We start from the raw sequence: 17790 nt of genomic DNA on the forward strand, positions 1-17790 counted from the left end.
CCGAAATTTTAAATAAACTTGCGTTTATTACCGCAAAAACAGGAGATCGTCTCAAAGCAATCGAACTCTATGAGCGCTCTTTGGAACTTGACGGAAACGATGATCTGACCCATAATGCCATTGGATCGCTGTATCGATTGGAAAAAGCGCATGAGCGTGCGCAGGATCACTATCTAAAAGCCATAGAGATTGACGATACCTACGCGCAGACGTTTTACAACTATGCCAATTTATTGGTGGATATGGGCGAGATAGAAGAGGCAAGAGCGATGTATAAACGTTCCCTTGAACTTCAAAACGATTTTCCGCAGGCGCGCGAAGCCTTGCTTTCTTTAGGGAGTGTTTCATGATTGATGATCAAGCACGACTCGCGGTCTTAATCGACGCAGACAATTCACAGCCCTCTATTATTGCGGGATTGATGGACGAGATCGCTTCCCACGGTATCGCCAGTGTCAAACGAATTTACGGCGATTGGACGGATACCAAACTCAAAGGGTGGAAAAACGTCCTTTTGGAACACGGTCTCCATCCGATGCAGCAATTTGCCTACACGACGGGGAAAAATGCGACCGACAGCGCGATGATTATTGACGCGATGGATCTCCTCTATACGAAAAATTTTGACGGTTTCTGCATTGTCTCGAGTGACAGTGACTTTACCCGTCTGGCCAGCCGTATCCGTGAATCGGGAATCAAAGTCTACGGATTCGGGGAGCAGAAAACACCTAAAGCATTTATCGGCGTGTGCGATAAATTCATTTTTACCGAAAATCTTCGTCGTGATGCCAATCATAAAGAATCGGCTCCTGCGAAAATCAAACCGGATAATAAAGCTCTCTTGGCTTTGGTGCGCAATGCGGTAGAAGATACGACTAATGAAGCAGGATGGTCTTATTTGGGCTCAATCGGACAAAATTTGATTAACAAATCTCCTGAATTTGACCCCCGCAGTTACGGCTATAAAAAGCTTCTTGATCTGATTGAGGGATTGGGTGAATTCGAGTTTAAATTTTCCGACCCCCTTTCGGGATCACAGGCGGTGCATGTCCGGCTCAAGAGGCATAAAAGGAGTTATGAAAAATGACGGTACAAGAAATTTATACTTATCTCGACGGACTTTCACCTTTTGCAACCCAGGAAGGGTGGGATAACTCCGGTCTTTTGGTCGGCGATTTCGCTCAAGAGATCGAGCATGTCGTCTTGAGCATTGATATTGATGAAGAACTGATTGAAAGCATCCCGGAAAATGCCCTTTTGATTACCCATCATCCGATCATTTTCGGCGGACTTAAGCAGCTTCAGTTCAACCAATATCCTGCGAAGATACTCGCTCCGATGATTCGTAAGAATATTACCAATATCGCCATGCACACCAATTTCGACCAAACCCATCTTAACGACTATGTTGCAACGGAAGTGCTCGGATACCCCATTATCGCCAAAGAGGGATTCGTCGTCTATTTGGGGGTGGACGAGGCGTACGAAACGTTTGCCGCAAAGATTAAAAGTGCGTTTGGATTGCCCCATACCCGCGGAGTCAAATGTCATGATCATATCCGAACGTGCGCTTTGGTTACCGGATCGGGTGCATCCTTGATGCGCAATATCGAAGCCGATTGTTTTTTGACGGGGGATATCAAATATCATGACGCAATGGAAGCGTCATCCATCGGATTGTCAATGATTGACATCGGACACTATGAGAGCGAACGCTATTTTGGGGAGGTTTTAGGGGGGTATTTGGAAAAATTAGGATTGAGTGTTATAATTTCACCATCTAAGAACCCCTTCACCTATCTTTGAGCTAAAATTAGGTAATCGTGTAACTCCAAAAGGAAACGTATGAACAAACACCTTGAACAATTAATCGAGCTCTCTCATGTTGATAAAGAGATCGATGCGTTTGAACCGCAAATCGAAGAAGCTAATCTTCAGTATGACGCACTTCTAGCGACTAAAAACAGTATCGTTAACGAAATCAATGCTCTTAAACAAGAGATCAAAGACGAACAGCTCAAAAAGCATAAAAACGAGCTTCACTTAGCCGAGCTCTCTGCGAAACTCGAAGAGAACGGCCGCAAAAGCGGTGAGGTTAAAACCGAACGTGAAATGAAGTCGCTTCAACTCGAAGAAGAGATTGCCAAAGAGCAAGTAAGTTTCGCAAACGAAGAGATTGAACGTTTGGAAAAACTGATCGATCACAAGCAAAGTAAAATTGATGAGCTTGAAACCAAAGCTGCTGAGATTGAGGGAAGTATTTCGACTGTAAAAGCCGATGTTGATGTCAAATTGGCACGTATTGATGAAGAACGTAAAGAAGTTTTTGCCCGAAAAGAGACTTTGGTCGGTGCGATGAACCAAAAAGGGTTGTCGTTTTACCAAAAAATCCGTCGCTGGGCTAAAAATACGACGGCTGTGGCGGTACGTAACCAAGCATGTATGGGTTGTTACATGGCGATCAGCGATAAAGTCTACTCCGATGTTATCAAAGGTGAAGAGATCACAATGTGCCCGCATTGCGGCCGTATCCTATTTTTAGAACCTTCATCTGACGCTATCGGTGCGTAACGTAGCGTTCGACCTTTTTTATACTTTGGTTGCGGCGTTTTTTTACGTCGTAGCTCTGCCTCTCTTAATCCTCTTTTCGTTCAAGAAAAAATATCGCGATTCAATTCCGGCACGTTTTTTTGGCATTAAGAATCCCCCTTTTCAACCTCATGATATTTGGTTTCATGTGTGTTCACTGGGGGAAGCGAAAGCGATTGCACCGATCATTGAGAAGTTAAAAAATAAAAAAATTGCCATCAGTGTCATTACCCATACGGGATATGAAGCGGCGTCCAAATACGGGGCACAGGTGCGTTATCTTCCCTATGAGATATGGCTATGGTTTTGGATCGAACGTCCTAAAACAGTGGTCGTATTGGAAGCGGAGTTTTGGTATTTGCTATTTCGTTTAGCTCGAACCAGAGGAGCACGGGTTGTTGCACTCAATGCCCGAATTAGTGATCGTAGCTTTCCGAAGTATTACCGTATGCGATGGTTTTATCGAATTTTACTCTCTCAGTGCGAGCGTATTTTTTGCCAAAGCAGCGAAGATATGGCTCGCTTTATCGCCTTGGGTGCCCGCAATGTCGAAGTGGTCGGGAATATCAAACTTTCCCAAAAGATCGAAGCGACTGCGCACTATCCGAAGCCGCAAGGGACAATCATTGTCGCGGCGAGCACCCACGAGGGAGAAGAAGAGGGTATTATCCGAGGATTTGTCGCGTATCGCGAGCATAATCCCTCCGCTAAACTTTTAGTGGTTCCTCGCCATCCCGAGCGGTTTGCGAAAGTAGGGGAACTGATCGTAAAAACGGCTCCGATGATGAGTGCTTCGCGTTGGAGCGAGTCGCAAACATTGGATACGGATATTACCCTTATTGATGCGATGGGAGAGTTGAATAACCTCTACGCCATCAGCGATGTGGCAATTTTAGGGGGAGCATATGAGCCTATCGGGGGACATAACCCTCTGGAACCCGCAACATTCGGGTGCAAAGTTATTACGGGAGAGCAGATATTTTTACAGCGTGAACTGTTTAAATACGTCTCGCATGTACAGTTTACCTCATTGGAGGGCATTACGGAAGCATTGAAAAATGCGGAATCAATGCCACCATCACAGATCAACGGAAGTGTTGATCTGCAAAAAGTATTAAATTATTTAACGGAGAAATAAAATGGAAAAACCAAAAGCGTATAAGCTCCTAGCGGAGCAAGAGGGGATATCCAACTCTGAGGCCAAATCACTGATCGATAGAGGTTTGGTTTATGTTGGGAACAACAAGGTGATGATCGCACGGGGTGAAATCAGTGCAAAAACAGTGTTCATCGTTCAAAAAGTGGAAAAAGCACGTCCGATATTTGAGAATGACGATTTGATCGTTATCGATAAACCGGCTTTCGTCAACTCGGATGAGATTGAGCGACAGTTCAAAGGCTCACAGCTTTTACATCGTTTGGATCGTGAAACAAGCGGTGTTTTGATGTTGGTAAAAAATGAAGAGTTTCGCCTCAAAGCGATCCAAGAGTTTAAAAAAGACAATGTTTACAAAGAGTACGTTGCGTGGGTAGAAGGGTTGATTAGTGAACCATTCATTATCGACCAGCCACTTATTACGGAGAAAAAAGGGAACAAAGCCTATACCAAGGTTGCTAAAAACGGCAAACCAGCGATTACGGAAGTAACCCCCCTCGAAGTTTCAGGGAAAAAGACGAAAGTTCAGCTCATTATCCATCACGGACGGACACACCAAATCCGTGCTCACCTAAAATATGCTCAGCATCCGATTATCGGGGATGAGAGCTACGGCGGACGGCAGTCAAAGCGGGTGATGCTCCATGCAAAAAAAGTGATATTGCTCGGACAAACATTTGAAGCGCCGGAACCTAAGGTCTTCGGACACTTCGGTAGTTAATTACAAGTACTCTAATTGTAATTGAAGAAAAAATTAAGTATAATTCGGAAATTTTTATACCCTGCAGAGCTATTATTTAGGAGTTGAAGTGTTTGATACACTAACCGAATCGTTTACATCAGCCATACGCAAAATCCGTTTTCACGACGATGAGAAGGCGTTAACCAAGGCACTCGGCGAGCTTAAAAAAGCGTTGCTCAAAGCCGATGTGAACCATAAAGTCGTCAAAGACCTGATCGATTCGGTTGAACTCCAAACCAAGCAAAGCGGTATCGGAAAAGATCAGTTTCTCGATGCTCTTCGACAATCGCTTTATGCTCTGTTAGACGTCAAAGGCAATTCCGGATTTGTCTATGCTCCGGTAGCTCCAACCGTTATTTTGATGACGGGGTTGCAGGGTTCGGGGAAAACGACGACGACGGGTAAGCTTGCCAACTGGCTTAAAACACGTCAGAAAAAGCGGGTATTGGTTGTTGCGGCAGACTTGCAGCGTCTTGCGGCGGTTGAGCAGCTTCGTCAAGTGTGTGCCTCTATCGAAGTGGAACTTTACGCCGATGATGCGACGAAAAATCCGGTAGAGGTAGTAGAAGGGGCATTGCGCTACGCACAAAAATCCCTTTTTGATGTTGTGTTGATCGATACTGCCGGACGTTTGGCCATTGATGATGCTTTGATGGGGGAATTGGCGGAAGTCAAAGCCGCTGCCAAACCGCATGAGATTTTCTATGTTGCCGATTCGTTGAGCGGTCAGGATGCCGTTCGCACCGCTGCCGCATTTAATGAAAAAATCGGAATCAACGGAGTAATCCTTACCAAATACGACGGGGATTCCAAAGGGGGCGTTGCGTTAGGTATCGCTTCTCAGATCCAAGTCCCGCTTCGCTTTATCGGTGCGGGTGAGAAAATGGAAGACCTTGAAATCTTCCTCCCTGATCGTATCGTCAATCGTCTTATGGGATTGGGTGACATCGAAGGTCTTGCGGAGCGTACTGCATCGGTAATCGATGAGAAAAAAGCAAAAGCCCTTACCAAAAAGATCAAAAAAGGGGAGTTTAACTTTAACGACTTCCTTGAACAGATGGAGAGCCTCAAAAAAATGGGGAGCATGAAATCCATCATGGGTATGATCCCGGGTATGGGCGGTATGGCATCTGCTTTGAAAGATTTTGATTTGGAAAACTCGTCTCAGCTCAAGCAGATTAAAGCACTGGTCTCCTCCATGACGGTAAAAGAGCGTGAAGATCCCGAGCTGTTGAATAACAGCCGAAAAGCCCGTCTGGCCAAAGGGTGCGGACTTGATATTATCGAAGTAAACCGTATTTTGAAGCAGTTTAAAAACGCTTCCAAAATGGCTAAACGGTTCTCCGGTAAACAGGGGATGAAAGACCTACAGAGTATGATGGGTCAAATGCAAGGTTCGCGTTTACCGCGCTAACTTTGTCAGCTAAATGCTAAGGACTGGACTTATCCGAGTTTAGTCCTTAGCATTTGAAGCAGCTTAGAGGTTTTTCTTTTACTTTTGTGGGTAAAACACTCTTCTAAGCTTCTTGGTGCAAAAAAACATTAAAAGGACACACAATGGCAACAGTCATCCGTTTAACCCGTATGGGTCGTAAAAAACAACCTTTCTACCGTATCGCGGTAACCGATAGTCGCAAACGTCGCGACGGCGGTTGGATCGAATTGATCGGATACTACAATCCGATGACAGACCCTATCACTACCAAAGTAGATGAAGAGCGTCTAAACTACTGGTTGAGCGTTGGTGCTCAAATGTCAGATCGCGTTAAAAAAATTACCGGTAAATAATCATGATTGCGGACTTCGTCGCAGGTTTTGCGCGGTTAATAGCCTCTTATCCCGAAGAGATTCGGGTGGAATCGCATGATGGCGATGAAGTGACCGAAATCGTTTTGTACGCCAATCAGGCGGATGTGGGCAAGCTTATCGGAAAAGAGGGCAAAATGATCGGAGCGATCAAAACCGTCATTTCCGGTTGCAAAGCCAAAGACGGGAAAAGTTACCGAATCAATGTCGAACCGCTTTCGTAATTCACCTCCGCAGGATTTACTCCATGTCGCCACTTTGGGCCGAGTTGTCGGCTTAAAAGGGGATATGAAACTTAACCTCTCCACCGATTTCCCTGAACAATTCGCTCCGAATGCCTCATTCACTCTTGAAAACGGCAAAGAGATCACTCTTAGCGCTTATAATCCCGATCGTGAACTGGTTCATCTCAAAGGGATCGATACTCCTGAAGCCGCCAAAGCATTGACCAATGCGAAACTTTTTACCACTTTTGAAGCAACGCGTGAGCGATGCAATCTTAGTGAGGGGGAGTTTTTCTGGTTTGATTTGCTCGGCTCCAGTGTTATGGAAGGGGAGATGCTTTTGGGGAAAGTCCAAGAGATCGAACGTATCGGTCCATTGGATTATCTACTCGTAGCAACCGATAGTGCTTTGGTTTCCAAAGAGCTTCCTACTACCTTTTTGATCCCTTATATTGATCGTTTTGTTTTAAATGCGGATGCAAAGGCTAAAGTAATTACCGTAGAGGGCGGATTGGATCTGTTAGAGGCATCCTGATGCGCTTTACGTATGTAACTATTTTTGCCAATCTGATCGAAGGTTATTTTCAAGATTCTATTCTCAAACGGGGGATCGAGTCGGGGAAATTTTCGGTCGATTATCTCAATCCTAGAGATTACAGTACGTCGAAACATCATAAAGTGGACGATACGGCTGCAGGCGGGGGAGCGGGTATGTTAATGACTCCTCAACCGTTGTTTGATGCCCTTCAAACACTGCCGGATGAATCTCATATCATTTTTGTGGCACCCGTGGGGAAACAATTTACCCAAAACGATGCCAAGCGGCTCGCAACGAAATCTCACGTGGTTTTCGTGAGTGGCCGCTATGAGGGGATCGATGAGCGGGTCGTAGAACGATTCGCGGATGAAGTGTTCAGCATCGGTGACTACGTCTTGACCGGAGGGGAACTCCCCTCTTTGGTTATGACCGATGCTATCGTTCGAAACATTGAAGGTGTTTTGGGAAATAGCGACTCTTTGGAATATGAGAGTTTCGAATCACCACTATTGGAAGCACCTTCGTTTGGAAAACCCCCTGTTTATGAGAATATGAGTGTTCCATCAGAATACTTAAAGGGAAATCACAGTAAAATTCGTGCACTAAAATCGTCTCTGTCTGAATGCAAAACAAAATACTTCAGGCCGGAGCAGCTTCAAAAGCATAAAATAAGGACATCTTATGAAAAATAAGTACATTGCTAGCTTCGAGCAAGCACAAATCGCTAACAAAAACGTTCCTGAGTTCCGCGCGGGTGATACTCTTCGTCTTGCAGTAACTATTACTGAGGGTGAAAAATCACGTGTTCAAAATTATGAAGGTATCTGTATCTCTATCCGTGGAGAAGGTACTGGCCGTACTATTACTGTACGTAAAATCGGTGCTAACGGTATCGGTATCGAGCGTGTATTCCCAATCTACAGCGATAGCTTAGAGAAAATCGAAGTTCTTCGCCGTGGACGTGTACGTCGTGCGAAATTGTTCTACCTTCGTGATCTTGCCGGTAAAGCAGCACGTATTAAAGAAATTCGTCGCAAATAATCCCCCTTGCCGCACTCTCTTGCGGCAAACTTATTATCTTCCCGATCAATCTTTTTTTATTCGAACAAGCCTAAGCTTACTCCCCTTTTAATGCCCGTTCCATATCCCGTTTGAGACTTTTCTCTTTTAAATCATCCCGTTTATCGTAGAGCTTTTTCCCTTTGACGATGGCAACCTGCATTTTAGCGAGGTTTTTATCATTGAAATAGATACTGAGCGGTACAAGGGTAAACCCCTCTTTTTCAACCGCTTTAAACATCTTGTCGATCTGTTTTTTGTGCAGCAGTAATTTGCGGCTTCCCCGCTCTTCGTGAGTATAATAGTGATGGGTGGTATCGAGTACGCCGATATGGACATTAAAGACAAACGCTTCACCACGGACAATTTTGATAAATCCGTCTTTGAGGTTGACCCGCCCGGCACGGAGTGCTTTGACTTCGCTCCCTTTGAGGACAAGCCCCGCTTCGAATTTCTCTTCGATGTAGTAGTCAAAAAAGGCTTTTTTGTTGGTAGAGATATTTTCACCCATAGTCATTATTCCTTGATCCTAAAAAAACTGCTGCCGCTGCCGGAGAAAAACCACCCCTCTTTTTCATGCAGTTCAGGATAGCAGCCCAAAGCGGCACTGTAAAGATCATTAGCCTCTTTCGAATTAATAGAGGCCAATATCTCTTTTGATGATGTGGCTTCTAGACGTGAAGCCTCCTCCTTGCTAATCGGCAGATAACGGTGTTCGCGATAATAGCGATAGACGGCCGGTGTACTGATTTGAAGGGAGGGGGTTGTGACTTCAAAATCGAGTAACGGTTCATTGAACGGTTCAACAATCTCTCCAATACCGCTGACGTTTGCACTATCATAGCCATAGACGAAGAAAGGGACATCCGCACCGACATTGGCACCGATTTCGGCAAGTTCATCGATACTCAGTTCTAAATCCAACGCTTCGTTGCACATTCGTAAAAACGTGGCTGCATCGGAACTTCCTCCGCCGAGTCCGGCAAAAGAGGGGATCTGTTTTTCGACACATACGGCATTATTTTCAAAAAAAGAGGAAAGTTTATCGGAGCGGGTAGCGCTTTGGAGGTATTTATATGCTTTATAGATGGTATTGGAATGAATTTCGCAATCAAAATTTCCCCGTATTTCAAATTCAGGGGTTGATTTATTCTCAAACCAAAGGGTATCAAAAAGGGAATTGACCCGCATAAAACGGGAACTCAAAGTATGGTATTCTCCCCGAGTCCCCGTTATTTTGAGAAAAATATTGACTTTAGCATAGGCACGATAGCGGGTCATAGTCGTAATTTTTGAGCGAGTTGTTGGAGTAATGAGGCATCATGGTCTGATGAGGCCTCTTTGTTCGAGTCTTCCACGGCACGAACCAATTCGCTTCGTAGCACTCTAATATTGTGTGGAGCATCTATACCGAGTTTCACGACCCCTTTTTCGATGGAGACTACTTTGACGGTGATCGTATCGGCGATTATGATCGATTCTTCGGGTCTGCGGGAGAGAATCAGCATGCTTCAACCTTATTGAGAATATAACGGACACCCTCAGGGGTAATTTCCAGAATTGAGATAGTGTCTCCGTTGTCGATCCAGTAGGTTCCCTCTTCTTGGATATCAAAATCTTCTCGAAGCAGGGGCTGACCTAAAAGAATCGTTTGCAATGTGCCATTATAGCGGTTTTTAGGGAGTGCAAGAGAGGTTTTAATGTCGAGTTCTTTTTCATTTTCAAAAATAAATTGTCCCTCGTTGAGCCTCTCGAGCGCCGTAAGTGCACCGTTGCATCCAAGGCGGTTTGCGATTATCTCCCCGAGTGATCGGATATAGCTTCCCTCCGATACACTCGCTTCAAAAGTAACAAAGGGGTGGCAATAGTGGATGAGTCTCAGGTCATAGATAAAAGAGGTGATCTCATTCAGGTCAACCTCTTTTCCCTCGCGGGCAAACTCATACGCTCTGCGTCCCTCAATACGTTTCGCACTGTATTTGGGCGGCAGATAGGTGAGTTCTCCCTCCAGAGAAGACAAAATAGAGTCTATTTGTTCAACCGCTACGGGCTGCATTTCATTGATCGTTTCGATTTTTTCGATATCCAGGGTCGGAGAATAGGCTCCCAGCCAAAGGGTAGCTCGGTAGCGCTTAGGGGTTTTATTCAAAAATCGAAACAACCGTCCGTGGTTGCCGAAAGCAATGATCAAAACACCCTTTGCAAAGGGATCAAGTGTCCCTGAATAGCCTGCTTTTTTGACTTTATAGCGCCGTTTCAGCTGTCCTAAAAGTTGGTTTGAACTAATACCGGAAGGTTTGTAAGCAACGAAAAGGCGATTCATAGGCGATTATAGCTTTTCAACGAAAGAGGCGAGAATATCCCGTTTATTGCCGCCGAAATTAATACTGAGCTTAAATTCGCGTCCCGCTTTGCTCACCCCTTCGACCCGTCCCGCTCCGAAGATTTTATGACGAACCAAGTCCCCTTTTTTGAAGGAGGTGTTTTTCTCAAGGATCAAAGACCCCTCACATAATCCCGCTTCGTTAATAAAACGGCTTTTTTGCAGATCGGTACGGCGCCCTTTGTAAAAGCGGCTGTTGACGTTGGAGAGGATGAGGTTGCTTTTGGCGCGGGTGATGGCGACGTATCCCAAGCGTCTCTCCTCTTCAAGATCGCTCCCATCTCCTATCAGAGGCAAAAATCCCTCTTCAAGCCCTATAACGAAAAGATGTTCAAATTCAAGCCCTTTGGAGGCGTGAATGCTCATGATATAGATACTCTCACCCTCCACTTGGTCTTGTTCGCTTTGCAATGTAATATCGTTGAGAAACTCTGCGAGAGAGCTTTCTGGATTTTGTTTGACGTAATCTCGGAACAATCCGTAAAACTCATCGATATTGGCAATTTTCTCCGCTTCGTCGGGGAGCCCTTTGAGGGTATCTTTGATTTTAAACCGCTCTTCGAGAAGATCGATAAAACGATAGATTGCCTCTTCCGAAACACGGCGAAGTTCGAGAATCTCGGCGACGAAATCTCGCAGTTCTCCGGCACTTTTTTTCCGTACCAGCCCTTCCAATTCACCGTCGCTTAACGTAGAGATAAACTCAAACATTGATTTGCTCGCTTCGATGGAAGAGAGCTCGATTTTATCAATGGTCGCTTTTCCAAGACCCCGTTTGGGCTTGTTGATAATCCGCTTGAGTGAGAAATTGTCATGGACGTTGGTGATAACCCGAAGATAGCTGATAAGGTCTTTGATCTCGGCACGGTCATAAAATCGCAATCCGCCGACAAGTTTGTAAGGGACTCCGGCACGATTTAGTCCCTCTTCGAGAGATCGGCTGAGGGCATTGATACGGTATAGGACGGCGATTTCATTCGGTCGTACCCCTTGAGAGATAAGCTCTTTGATCGTTTTAGCAATCTTTTGGGACTCTTCGCTCTCATCATTGGAGGTGATGGTTTGCACGTCATCTCCCCCCTCTTTGGTAGCGAGGAGAGTTTTGCCAAGGCGGGAGCGGTTGTGTTCGATAAGGGCGTTAGCAACGGTGAGGATCGGTTGGGTAGAGCGATAGTTATGTTCCAGCTTCACCACCATCGCATCGGCAAAATCCTGATCGAATTCAAGGATGTTGCGTACATGGGCACCTCGCCAGCCGTAAATACTCTGATCGTCATCCCCGACGACACAGAGATTATTATGGGTACTGCAGAGTTTTTGAAGAAGACGCAATTGCAGCTCGTTGGTATCTTGATACTCATCGATCATAATATAGCGGTATTTCTCAGAGGTTTGAGTACATAAATCGGGATTTTCATCGAGGAGTTTATAGGTGAGACAAAGTAAATCGTCAAAATCGACGAGATTATTTTTCAGCAGATAGGCTTCGTACTCTTCATAGATTTTGGCGATGTGTTTGTAGTTTGTAAGTTCCGCTTGGAGATACGCTTCTGCCGGGTCGATTAAAGAATTTTTATAGCGGGAAATTTCGCTGGCGATCAATGCGGTGGGGAGATCGGCATTTATTTTTTTAATGATCTTTTTTTTATCATCGGTATCGATCACGACGAAATTGTTGGCACGTCCGAGCAGATGGATATGAAATTTTAAAAAGAGGAGGCCGAATTTATGGAAGGTGCACAGCAGCGGAGGGTAAGAATTTTGTTGTATCAAGCCCATTGCCCGCTCGCGCATCTCTTTGGCCGCTTTGTTGGTAAAAGTCAATGTTAGGGTATTTCCGGCAGGGATACCTACCTGATCGAGCAGATAGGCGAGACGTGTCGTAATGGTTTTGGTTTTTCCGCTTCCCGCACCTGCTAAGATGAGCAAAGGTCCCTCAATCCGTTCGACCGCACTTCGCTGTGCCTCATTGAGGTTTGAGAGAATTTCATCCATACCGTTATCGCCTTGCTCGTATTATTAGTTCATTTATTATAGCCCAAGTTTTCTGTTTTTTAAATTCCTTTGGCAAAACGAGTTGGAATTTTGGGCTGAACTCTTGCATTGGTTATAATATCGGGTTATAATACTGCTATTCATTCAGCTTATAGGAATTATTATGTTAAAAGATTTTGCCAAACTTATGACGTTTTTGACGGTGGTTCGGGAAAAAAGTTTTTCAAAAGCATCGGCGAAATTGGGAATTTCTCAACCGGCCGTAACGCAACAGATTAAGTTTATCGAGGACTATCTCGATACCCGCGTGGTTGAGCGGAAAAAGAACGGGATTAAGCTTACCAAAGAGGGCGAGGATCTTTTCCGTATTGCCGTCAAACTGGAAAAAGCGATCCAATCAAGCGAAAAAGAGCTTCTTAAAATCATTAACAAAGAGTTTACGTTTATTGTCGGCGCTTCGTATGCGATCGGCAACTATGTTCTCCCTTCCTACATCGGTCAGCTTAAAGAGAAGATTAATAATGAAGTGCATATTCGTGTTGCATTTTCCGAAGATATTATTGATCAATTGTTGGATAAAAAGATTGACATCGCCCTGATTGAATCGCCGGTATTCAAAGACGGTTTGATCTACCGCGAGTGGGAAGAAGACGAGTTGGTCATTTTTTCCAATCAACCGATTCCCAAGCAACTTCGTAAAGAAGATATGTACAAATTTGACTGGATCTGCCGTGATGAAAATTCACATACCCGTAAATTGACGTCGGAAGTCTTTGAAGAGATCGGCGTTGAATGCTCAAGCTTCAGTGTCATAGGTGTGGTTGCAAGTTCTACGGCGATCAAAGAGACATTGATGCGCTCACCTAAAGATGCGGCACGTCCTGTTGTTTCGGTTATCTCTCGTCATGTTATCAGTGATGAAGTGGAAGAGGGAAAATTGTTTGAAGCGCGAATTAAAAATTATAAAATCAAACGCAAGTTTTACATCGCCTACAGTAAAGAGCGTAAGCACGATGCCTTTATCGATAATGTCGTCACGTATCTACTAGGATTGAAACTGTAACGCTATAGGAGCATACGATAACTCTACGTTTCCCTCGGCGGGAAGCCCACGTGCAGCAAACCGCACTTCACTATCTTCAATTATGACACATTTAAGACTATTTTTTCTTCAAAAACTTCTGATTTTCGGGATTTGCGAGCAGGGCGCTCATCGAGTTCTGAACCCCTTCATGTTTTTCAATATTGATAACCGGATGTTGCTCTTGAGGAAGGGCTAGGTTGACGAATGCCGGTGTATCATCGATAATGATCTGAACGATTGAGAGCAACGGTACGGAGACAAAACTGCCGATATTCTCTTGACCGAAACCCGCTTCGAAAATCAAGATGTCGTTGTCGATCCGCGCACTTTCAAACGTATATCCCGCTAAAAAAAACAGCGTCATAGAGCGAAACTCGTCATTAATATGTTTCGGGAGAGGCGGATCAAACGTTACGTGATCAATCTTGCATAAAATACCGAAATTTTGGTCGTTTTCGAAAAGATAAATGAGCATGTCACGGATATGATTTTCCATCAATCGTGCGAATGAAGAGCTTTTAATAATGTCGAATAACATAACGGCAGGCCTATTTTTTTTAGATAATTATACCATTTTCGACTTCAATGAAGCCTACCATCGCATTCATAAGGGCGACTTTGCTTGCTCGGGCGATATCTTCGGGTGTCAGCGGTGCGGCAGTGAGAAATTTCTCATCGAGCAAACGCTCCCGTGTTGTCCCCTCTAATAGAGGAGATGCGGGGGTAACCCATTTCCCCTCAATGCATAGGGCAATATTAGCGACCGAGGTATCCCTCAGAAAATTGTTTTGTACCAGTAGAACATCGTCACACTCCATCCGCTTTTCAAATAACGTATTGATAGATTCGCGGTCGGCATATTTGAGAGGGTATTTGAGCGTATCGCACGTAAGAAGCTTCAGGGAAGTGATTTTCTTTGGGGTATAGGGATGGAACTCGATGCTATAGCCCTCGGCGCTGTAGAGAAAGCGGCATCGATAGAGTCTGCTGTCGGGAGGTACGATTAACGCATTTAAGTCATACTCTTTGCGAATACCGAGCAATCGGCATGATTTATCCAACCGCTTTTGATGATAGGAGAGGTGCAGGGCGGCTCCCATTTCGCAGCGAATGGTTTCTAAAAGCATTTACGCTTCAAAAAGAGGGGTACTCAAATAACGCTCTGCCGTATCGCATAAAATAGTGACGATAGTCTTCCCGCGATTTTCAGGGCGCGCAGCGACGAGTGAAGCGGCATGGACGTTTGCCCCAGCAGAGATTCCGACGAGGAGCCCTTCAGTTTTTGCGAGAGCTTTGGAAGCGGCAATCGCCTCTTCGTTGCTGACGGTTATCACTTCGTTATAAAGTGCCGTATTGAGAACATCCGGGACAAATCCGGCACCGATACCCTGAATCTTGTGCGGTCCCGGTTTTCCTCCCGAGAGGACGGGAGAATCTTTAGGCTCTACGGCAATGATTTGGACATTCGGCAATACGGCTCGGAGCGCTTCTCCGGTTCCGGTAAGGGTTCCCCCTGTCCCGACGGCGGCGACAAAGATATCTATGTGCCCGTCTGTGTCTCGGAGAATTTCTTGTGCGGTTGTGGTGCGATGGATATCCGGATTGGCAGGATTGGCAAATTGCTGCAGAACAATGGCATTGGGATGGGAAGCGACCAGCGCATCGGCTTCATCGATAGCCCCTTTCATCCCATACGCCGCCGGAGTGAGAACGAGATTGGCCCCGAGCGCTTTAAGGAGGTTCCGTCGTTCAATCGACATCGATTCAGGCATGGTGAGGGTCAGTTTCAGTCCTAAAGCGGCACAAATCGAAGCAAGAGCGATACCGGTATTGCCGCTGGTGGGCTCAATGATAAGGGTATCGGCATTGATCCGTCCCTCCTTCATCGCAGTTTGGATCATGTTAAATCCGATTCGGTCTTTGACGGAACTGGTGGGATTCATAAATTCGCATTTTCCTAAAATCGTAGCTCCGCTGCTGGTAGAAGGGGCATTAAGCCTCACCAGAGGAGTATTGCCGATGAGTTCAGTGATGTTGGATGCGATCTTCATTAGGGATCCCTCTTTTTTTGTCATTATAATAGCAAAATTTTAATTATCCCATAATCATAAGCGATAGAATCAAGAATATGTGGAAATACACATTTATTATTGAATCATTTGCTAACGGAGCAAAAAATTTTGCTAAAACAGCAGATTTATCCTATAATTTCATTTTTAAATCAAGATATCGGGCGTCTTTTGGGAATTTGGGGTATCCAGAAACTTGAAAATGTTCAGAATGAGGTAATAAGTGAAAACGAAAAAGATCAGCAAAGTATTGATCGCGAACCGTGGTGAAATCGCACTTCGCATTATTCGAGCTTGTAAAGAGTTGGGAATTAAAAGTGTTGTTGTGTTTTCAGAAGTAGACGTCAATGGTGTTTGGGTTCGTAAAGCTGATGAGTGTTATCCGATTATGGGTGATCCGATCGCCGCGTATCTTGATTATGAGCGTATTATCTCTTTGGCGAAAAAAGCCGATTGTGATGCGATCCATCCGGGATACGGATTTTTATCGGAAAGTGCTGAATTTGCACAAGCGTGTATCGACAACGGTATCATCTTCATCGGACCGAAACCGGAACATATCGCCCTTTTCGGGGACAAAATGGCCTCTAAAGTAGCAATGCGCGAAGTGGGTGTTCCGATGTTGCCAGGTACCGATGAGCCGATCGATAACATTGACGATGCGGAAAAAATCGCAACCGATATCGGATTCCCGATCATCATTAAAGCGGCTTTCGGAGGGGGCGGACGCGGTATGCGTATCGTTGAAAAGGCATCTGATTTCAAAGAGATGTATGAATCGGCTACCAACGAGGCATTGCGTTTCTTTAATCGTGGTGAAGTATTTATCGAAAAATACCTCAAAAACCCGCGTCATATCGAGATCCAAATCGTAGCTGATAAATACGGCAATATCGTCCATTTGGGTGACCGTGACTGCTCGATTCAGCGTCGTCACCAAAAAGTGATTGAAATCGCCCCGTCACCGCTCTTGAACCACGAAACTCGCCGTGAGCTTTACCGTATTTCCAAAAAAGCGATGTACCGTCTCGGATACGAAAGTGTCGGTACGATCGAGTATCTGGTTGACCAAGATGACAATATCTATTTCATCGAAATGAATACCCGTGTTCAGGTTGAGCATCCGGTTACCGAAGCGATCTCCGGAATCGATTTGATTCAGCGTATGATTCAGATTGCTGAGGGCGATCAGCTCAAATTCATGCAAGAGGAGATTCACCTTCGCGGATACGCGATTGAATTCCGCATTAATGCCGAGAATCCGAAACTGGGCTTTGTTCCATCCCCGGGTCTTATCACTAACTACCTTGCACCGGGCGGTCCGGGAGTTCGTTTGGACTCTATGGCGTATACCAACTATCAAATTCCTTCAAACTACGATTCCATGATCGGTAAATTGATCGTTACGGCATTGACATGGGAAGATGCGGTGCGTAAAGCGACTCGTGCATTGGATGAATTTCTTATCGAGGGGGTTCCGACGAATATCCCTCTTCACAGACAAATCGTCCGTGACCAAGATTTTATCGACGGTAAAATCGATACCGGATATCTTGATACCAAATTGCAGCACTTTAACCTCGATGCAATCCACAACATGGACGATGAAGAGGCTAAAATGAAGCATATCACGGCTGTCATCGAAGCAATCAACAAAAACAATCTCAACGTTCGCCACTAAAATAATCAAGCCTTTCGGCTTGATTCTCTTCCCTAGTAAATTAATTTTATACTATTTTTAATCATATTTTCTGAATAGAACGATGTATCGTAGTCGTTCAAAATCAATAGACTATCCCGCTTCCCCCGCCGTTAGCCGCATGAAACACCATCGTATTATTTTTACGAGCATAAAAACGGATTAAGAGATTTTGCACCGTAGGCTCGATGGAGGGTTTGAACCATCCGTTGTTACTGACCGCGATCATATAGCGTACCTCGGGAGTGTAGAGCTCAGCCCGTGTCGCTTCATAGCAGACAGCGTTGCGAAACGTTACCCCTTTTACCGTAAAATCGGTCGGTTTATCGGCGGTGACAAAATCGGCACCCCCTCCGAAAATCTCCCGATTGACCCACCCTCGGAGAACTTTAGGGAGAGGTATGTATTCGCCGAAAGGGACGAGGATTGTTTTTTTAGCAACCGTA

Annotated in this window: 22 protein-coding genes and 1 pseudogene; 14 read left to right on the forward strand and 9 right to left on the reverse strand. The window is 45.1% G+C overall.

Translation table 11 applies throughout. From position 1 onward, the window contains the following. The 12 genes from Q0C19_RS04715 to rplS form a co-directional block, all read left to right on the forward strand. Positions 1–350 (forward strand): tetratricopeptide repeat protein (locus Q0C19_RS04715; protein ID WP_295053257.1); only part of this gene is annotated, 350 nt, incomplete at its 5' end. Further along, positions 347–1087: an NYN domain-containing protein gene (locus Q0C19_RS04720; protein ID WP_295053259.1), complete on the forward strand. Its 741-nt coding sequence runs from the start codon at positions 347–349 to the stop codon at positions 1085–1087. The genes Q0C19_RS04715 and Q0C19_RS04720, both read left to right, overlap by 4 nt. Further along, on the forward strand, positions 1084–1806 hold the full coding sequence (locus tag Q0C19_RS04725; RefSeq protein WP_295053261.1) for a Nif3-like dinuclear metal center hexameric protein: 723 nt from the start codon (positions 1084–1086) through the stop codon (positions 1804–1806). Before Q0C19_RS04720 ends, Q0C19_RS04725 begins: the two co-directional genes overlap by 4 nt. A 39-nt stretch (positions 1807–1845) precedes the next feature. Continuing rightward, complete coding sequence (locus Q0C19_RS04730; protein WP_295053263.1) at positions 1846–2571, forward strand: zinc ribbon domain-containing protein; 726 nt, start codon at positions 1846–1848, stop codon at positions 2569–2571. Next, positions 2564–3727 (forward strand): lipid IV(A) 3-deoxy-D-manno-octulosonic acid transferase, encoded by a 1164-nt coding sequence (gene waaA / locus Q0C19_RS04735; RefSeq protein WP_295053265.1) that lies wholly within the window; start codon positions 2564–2566, stop codon positions 3725–3727. Before Q0C19_RS04730 ends, waaA begins: the two co-directional genes overlap by 8 nt. Before the next feature lies 1 nt (position 3728). Beyond that, on the forward strand, positions 3729–4466 hold the full coding sequence (locus Q0C19_RS04740; RefSeq protein WP_295053267.1) for an RluA family pseudouridine synthase: 738 nt from the start codon (positions 3729–3731) through the stop codon (positions 4464–4466). 88 nt (positions 4467–4554) lie between these two features. Further along, positions 4555–5901: a signal recognition particle protein gene (gene ffh, locus Q0C19_RS04745; RefSeq protein WP_295053269.1), complete on the forward strand. Its 1347-nt coding sequence runs from the start codon at positions 4555–4557 to the stop codon at positions 5899–5901. Between the two features lie 143 nt (positions 5902–6044). After that, complete coding sequence (gene rpsP, locus Q0C19_RS04750) at positions 6045–6275, forward strand: 30S ribosomal protein S16 (RefSeq protein WP_013459360.1); 231 nt, start codon at positions 6045–6047, stop codon at positions 6273–6275. 2 nt (positions 6276–6277) lie between these two features. Further along, positions 6278–6517: a KH domain-containing protein gene (locus tag Q0C19_RS04755; RefSeq protein ID WP_295053270.1), complete on the forward strand. Its 240-nt coding sequence runs from the start codon at positions 6278–6280 to the stop codon at positions 6515–6517. Beyond that, complete coding sequence (gene rimM / locus Q0C19_RS04760; protein WP_295053271.1) at positions 6498–7052, forward strand: ribosome maturation factor RimM; 555 nt, start codon at positions 6498–6500, stop codon at positions 7050–7052. Before Q0C19_RS04755 ends, rimM begins: the two co-directional genes overlap by 20 nt. After that, a complete protein-coding gene (trmD, locus tag Q0C19_RS04765) occupies positions 7052–7747 on the forward strand; it encodes a tRNA (guanosine(37)-N1)-methyltransferase TrmD (RefSeq protein WP_295053273.1) in 696 nt (231 codons plus the stop codon). The genes rimM and trmD overlap by 1 nt, the downstream gene beginning before the upstream one ends. Then, a complete protein-coding gene (gene rplS / locus Q0C19_RS04770) occupies positions 7737–8096 on the forward strand; it encodes a 50S ribosomal protein L19 (protein WP_294894851.1) in 360 nt (119 codons plus the stop codon). Before trmD ends, rplS begins: the two co-directional genes overlap by 11 nt. 76 nt (positions 8097–8172) lie before the next feature. Here rplS and smpB read toward each other — a convergent pair whose 3' ends face one another. Genes smpB through Q0C19_RS04795 form a run of 5 tightly spaced genes read right to left on the reverse strand, consistent with a single transcriptional unit; the run spans position 8173 to position 12492 of the window. Next, complete coding sequence (smpB, locus tag Q0C19_RS04775) at positions 8173–8625, reverse strand: SsrA-binding protein SmpB (RefSeq protein ID WP_295053276.1); 453 nt, start codon at positions 8623–8625, stop codon at positions 8173–8175. Positions 8626–8630: 5 nt separating this feature from the next. Beyond that, on the reverse strand, positions 8631–9395 hold the full coding sequence (locus tag Q0C19_RS04780) for a 4-(cytidine 5'-diphospho)-2-C-methyl-D-erythritol kinase (protein ID WP_295053279.1): 765 nt from the start codon (positions 9393–9395) through the stop codon (positions 8631–8633). Beyond that, on the reverse strand, positions 9392–9622 hold the full coding sequence (gene csrA, locus Q0C19_RS04785; RefSeq protein WP_295053281.1) for a carbon storage regulator CsrA: 231 nt from the start codon (positions 9620–9622) through the stop codon (positions 9392–9394). Before csrA ends, Q0C19_RS04780 begins: the two co-directional genes overlap by 4 nt. Then, complete coding sequence (gene truB / locus Q0C19_RS04790) at positions 9616–10437, reverse strand: tRNA pseudouridine(55) synthase TruB (RefSeq protein ID WP_295053284.1); 822 nt, start codon at positions 10435–10437, stop codon at positions 9616–9618. Before truB ends, csrA begins: the two co-directional genes overlap by 7 nt. A 6-nt stretch (positions 10438–10443) precedes the next feature. Continuing rightward, complete coding sequence (locus Q0C19_RS04795) at positions 10444–12492, reverse strand: ATP-dependent helicase (protein ID WP_295053286.1); 2049 nt, start codon at positions 12490–12492, stop codon at positions 10444–10446. A gap of 163 nt (positions 12493–12655) precedes the next feature. On the opposite strand from Q0C19_RS04795, the gene Q0C19_RS04800 reads away from it, so the two are divergent. Next, a complete protein-coding gene (locus Q0C19_RS04800) occupies positions 12656–13555 on the forward strand; it encodes a LysR family transcriptional regulator (protein ID WP_295053288.1) in 900 nt (299 codons plus the stop codon). A gap of 97 nt (positions 13556–13652) precedes the next feature. On the opposite strand, the gene Q0C19_RS04805 is transcribed toward Q0C19_RS04800, so the two are convergent. The 3 genes from Q0C19_RS04805 to cysK are packed head-to-tail and all read right to left on the reverse strand — an operon-like array spanning position 13653 to position 15627. Next, positions 13653–14114 carry a hypothetical protein gene (locus Q0C19_RS04805; protein ID WP_295053291.1) on the reverse strand — a complete coding sequence of 154 codons (462 nt, stop codon included), beginning with the start codon at positions 14112–14114 and terminating at the stop codon, positions 13653–13655. 19 nt (positions 14115–14133) lie between these two features. After that, positions 14134–14703: an aminotransferase class IV gene (locus tag Q0C19_RS04810; RefSeq protein ID WP_295053294.1), complete on the reverse strand. Its 570-nt coding sequence runs from the start codon at positions 14701–14703 to the stop codon at positions 14134–14136. After that, positions 14704–15627 (reverse strand): cysteine synthase A, encoded by a 924-nt coding sequence (gene cysK, locus Q0C19_RS04815; RefSeq protein ID WP_295053296.1) that lies wholly within the window; start codon positions 15625–15627, stop codon positions 14704–14706. Positions 15628–15868: 241 nt separating this feature from the next. Here cysK and Q0C19_RS04820 point away from each other — a divergent pair, with 241 nt between their 5' ends. Continuing rightward, complete coding sequence (locus tag Q0C19_RS04820; protein ID WP_295053299.1) at positions 15869–17326, forward strand: acetyl-CoA carboxylase biotin carboxylase subunit; 1458 nt, start codon at positions 15869–15871, stop codon at positions 17324–17326. Between the two features lie 103 nt (positions 17327–17429). On the opposite strand, the pseudogene Q0C19_RS04825 reads toward Q0C19_RS04820, so the two are convergent. Beyond that, a pseudogene (locus Q0C19_RS04825) lies at positions 17430–17790 on the reverse strand (apolipoprotein N-acyltransferase); the annotation flags it as partial.

Source organism: Sulfuricurvum sp., assembly GCF_023250475.1.
Taxonomy (GTDB): Bacteria; Campylobacterota; Campylobacteria; order Campylobacterales; family Sulfurimonadaceae; genus Sulfuricurvum.

Coding starts and splice junctions, on each gene's coding strand:
- rplS (WP_294894851.1), top strand. CDS start 7,737: ATGAAAAATAAGTACATTGCTAGCTTCGAGCAAGCACAAATCGCTAAC.
- Q0C19_RS04810 (WP_295053294.1), bottom strand. CDS start 14,703: ATGCTTTTAGAAACCATTCGCTGCGAAATGGGAGCCGCCCTGCACCTC.
- Q0C19_RS04730 (WP_295053263.1), top strand. CDS start 1,846: ATGAACAAACACCTTGAACAATTAATCGAGCTCTCTCATGTTGATAAA.
- csrA (WP_295053281.1), bottom strand. CDS start 9,622: ATGCTGATTCTCTCCCGCAGACCCGAAGAATCGATCATAATCGCCGAT.
- Q0C19_RS04780 (WP_295053279.1), bottom strand. CDS start 9,395: ATGACCCGCTATCGTGCCTATGCTAAAGTCAATATTTTTCTCAAAATA.
- cysK (WP_295053296.1), bottom strand. CDS start 15,627: ATGAAGATCGCATCCAACATCACTGAACTCATCGGCAATACTCCTCTG.
- Q0C19_RS04725 (WP_295053261.1), top strand. CDS start 1,084: ATGACGGTACAAGAAATTTATACTTATCTCGACGGACTTTCACCTTTT.
- Q0C19_RS04740 (WP_295053267.1), top strand. CDS start 3,729: ATGGAAAAACCAAAAGCGTATAAGCTCCTAGCGGAGCAAGAGGGGATA.
- smpB (WP_295053276.1), bottom strand. CDS start 8,625: ATGGGTGAAAATATCTCTACCAACAAAAAAGCCTTTTTTGACTACTAC.
- rpsP (WP_013459360.1), top strand. CDS start 6,045: ATGGCAACAGTCATCCGTTTAACCCGTATGGGTCGTAAAAAACAACCT.
- trmD (WP_295053273.1), top strand. CDS start 7,052: ATGCGCTTTACGTATGTAACTATTTTTGCCAATCTGATCGAAGGTTAT.
- Q0C19_RS04720 (WP_295053259.1), top strand. CDS start 347: ATGATTGATGATCAAGCACGACTCGCGGTCTTAATCGACGCAGACAAT.
- rimM (WP_295053271.1), top strand. CDS start 6,498: ATGTCGAACCGCTTTCGTAATTCACCTCCGCAGGATTTACTCCATGTC.
- Q0C19_RS04795 (WP_295053286.1), bottom strand. CDS start 12,492: ATGGATGAAATTCTCTCAAACCTCAATGAGGCACAGCGAAGTGCGGTC.
- Q0C19_RS04800 (WP_295053288.1), top strand. CDS start 12,656: ATGTTAAAAGATTTTGCCAAACTTATGACGTTTTTGACGGTGGTTCGG.
- truB (WP_295053284.1), bottom strand. CDS start 10,437: ATGAATCGCCTTTTCGTTGCTTACAAACCTTCCGGTATTAGTTCAAAC.
- Q0C19_RS04805 (WP_295053291.1), bottom strand. CDS start 14,114: ATGTTATTCGACATTATTAAAAGCTCTTCATTCGCACGATTGATGGAA.
- Q0C19_RS04755 (WP_295053270.1), top strand. CDS start 6,278: ATGATTGCGGACTTCGTCGCAGGTTTTGCGCGGTTAATAGCCTCTTAT.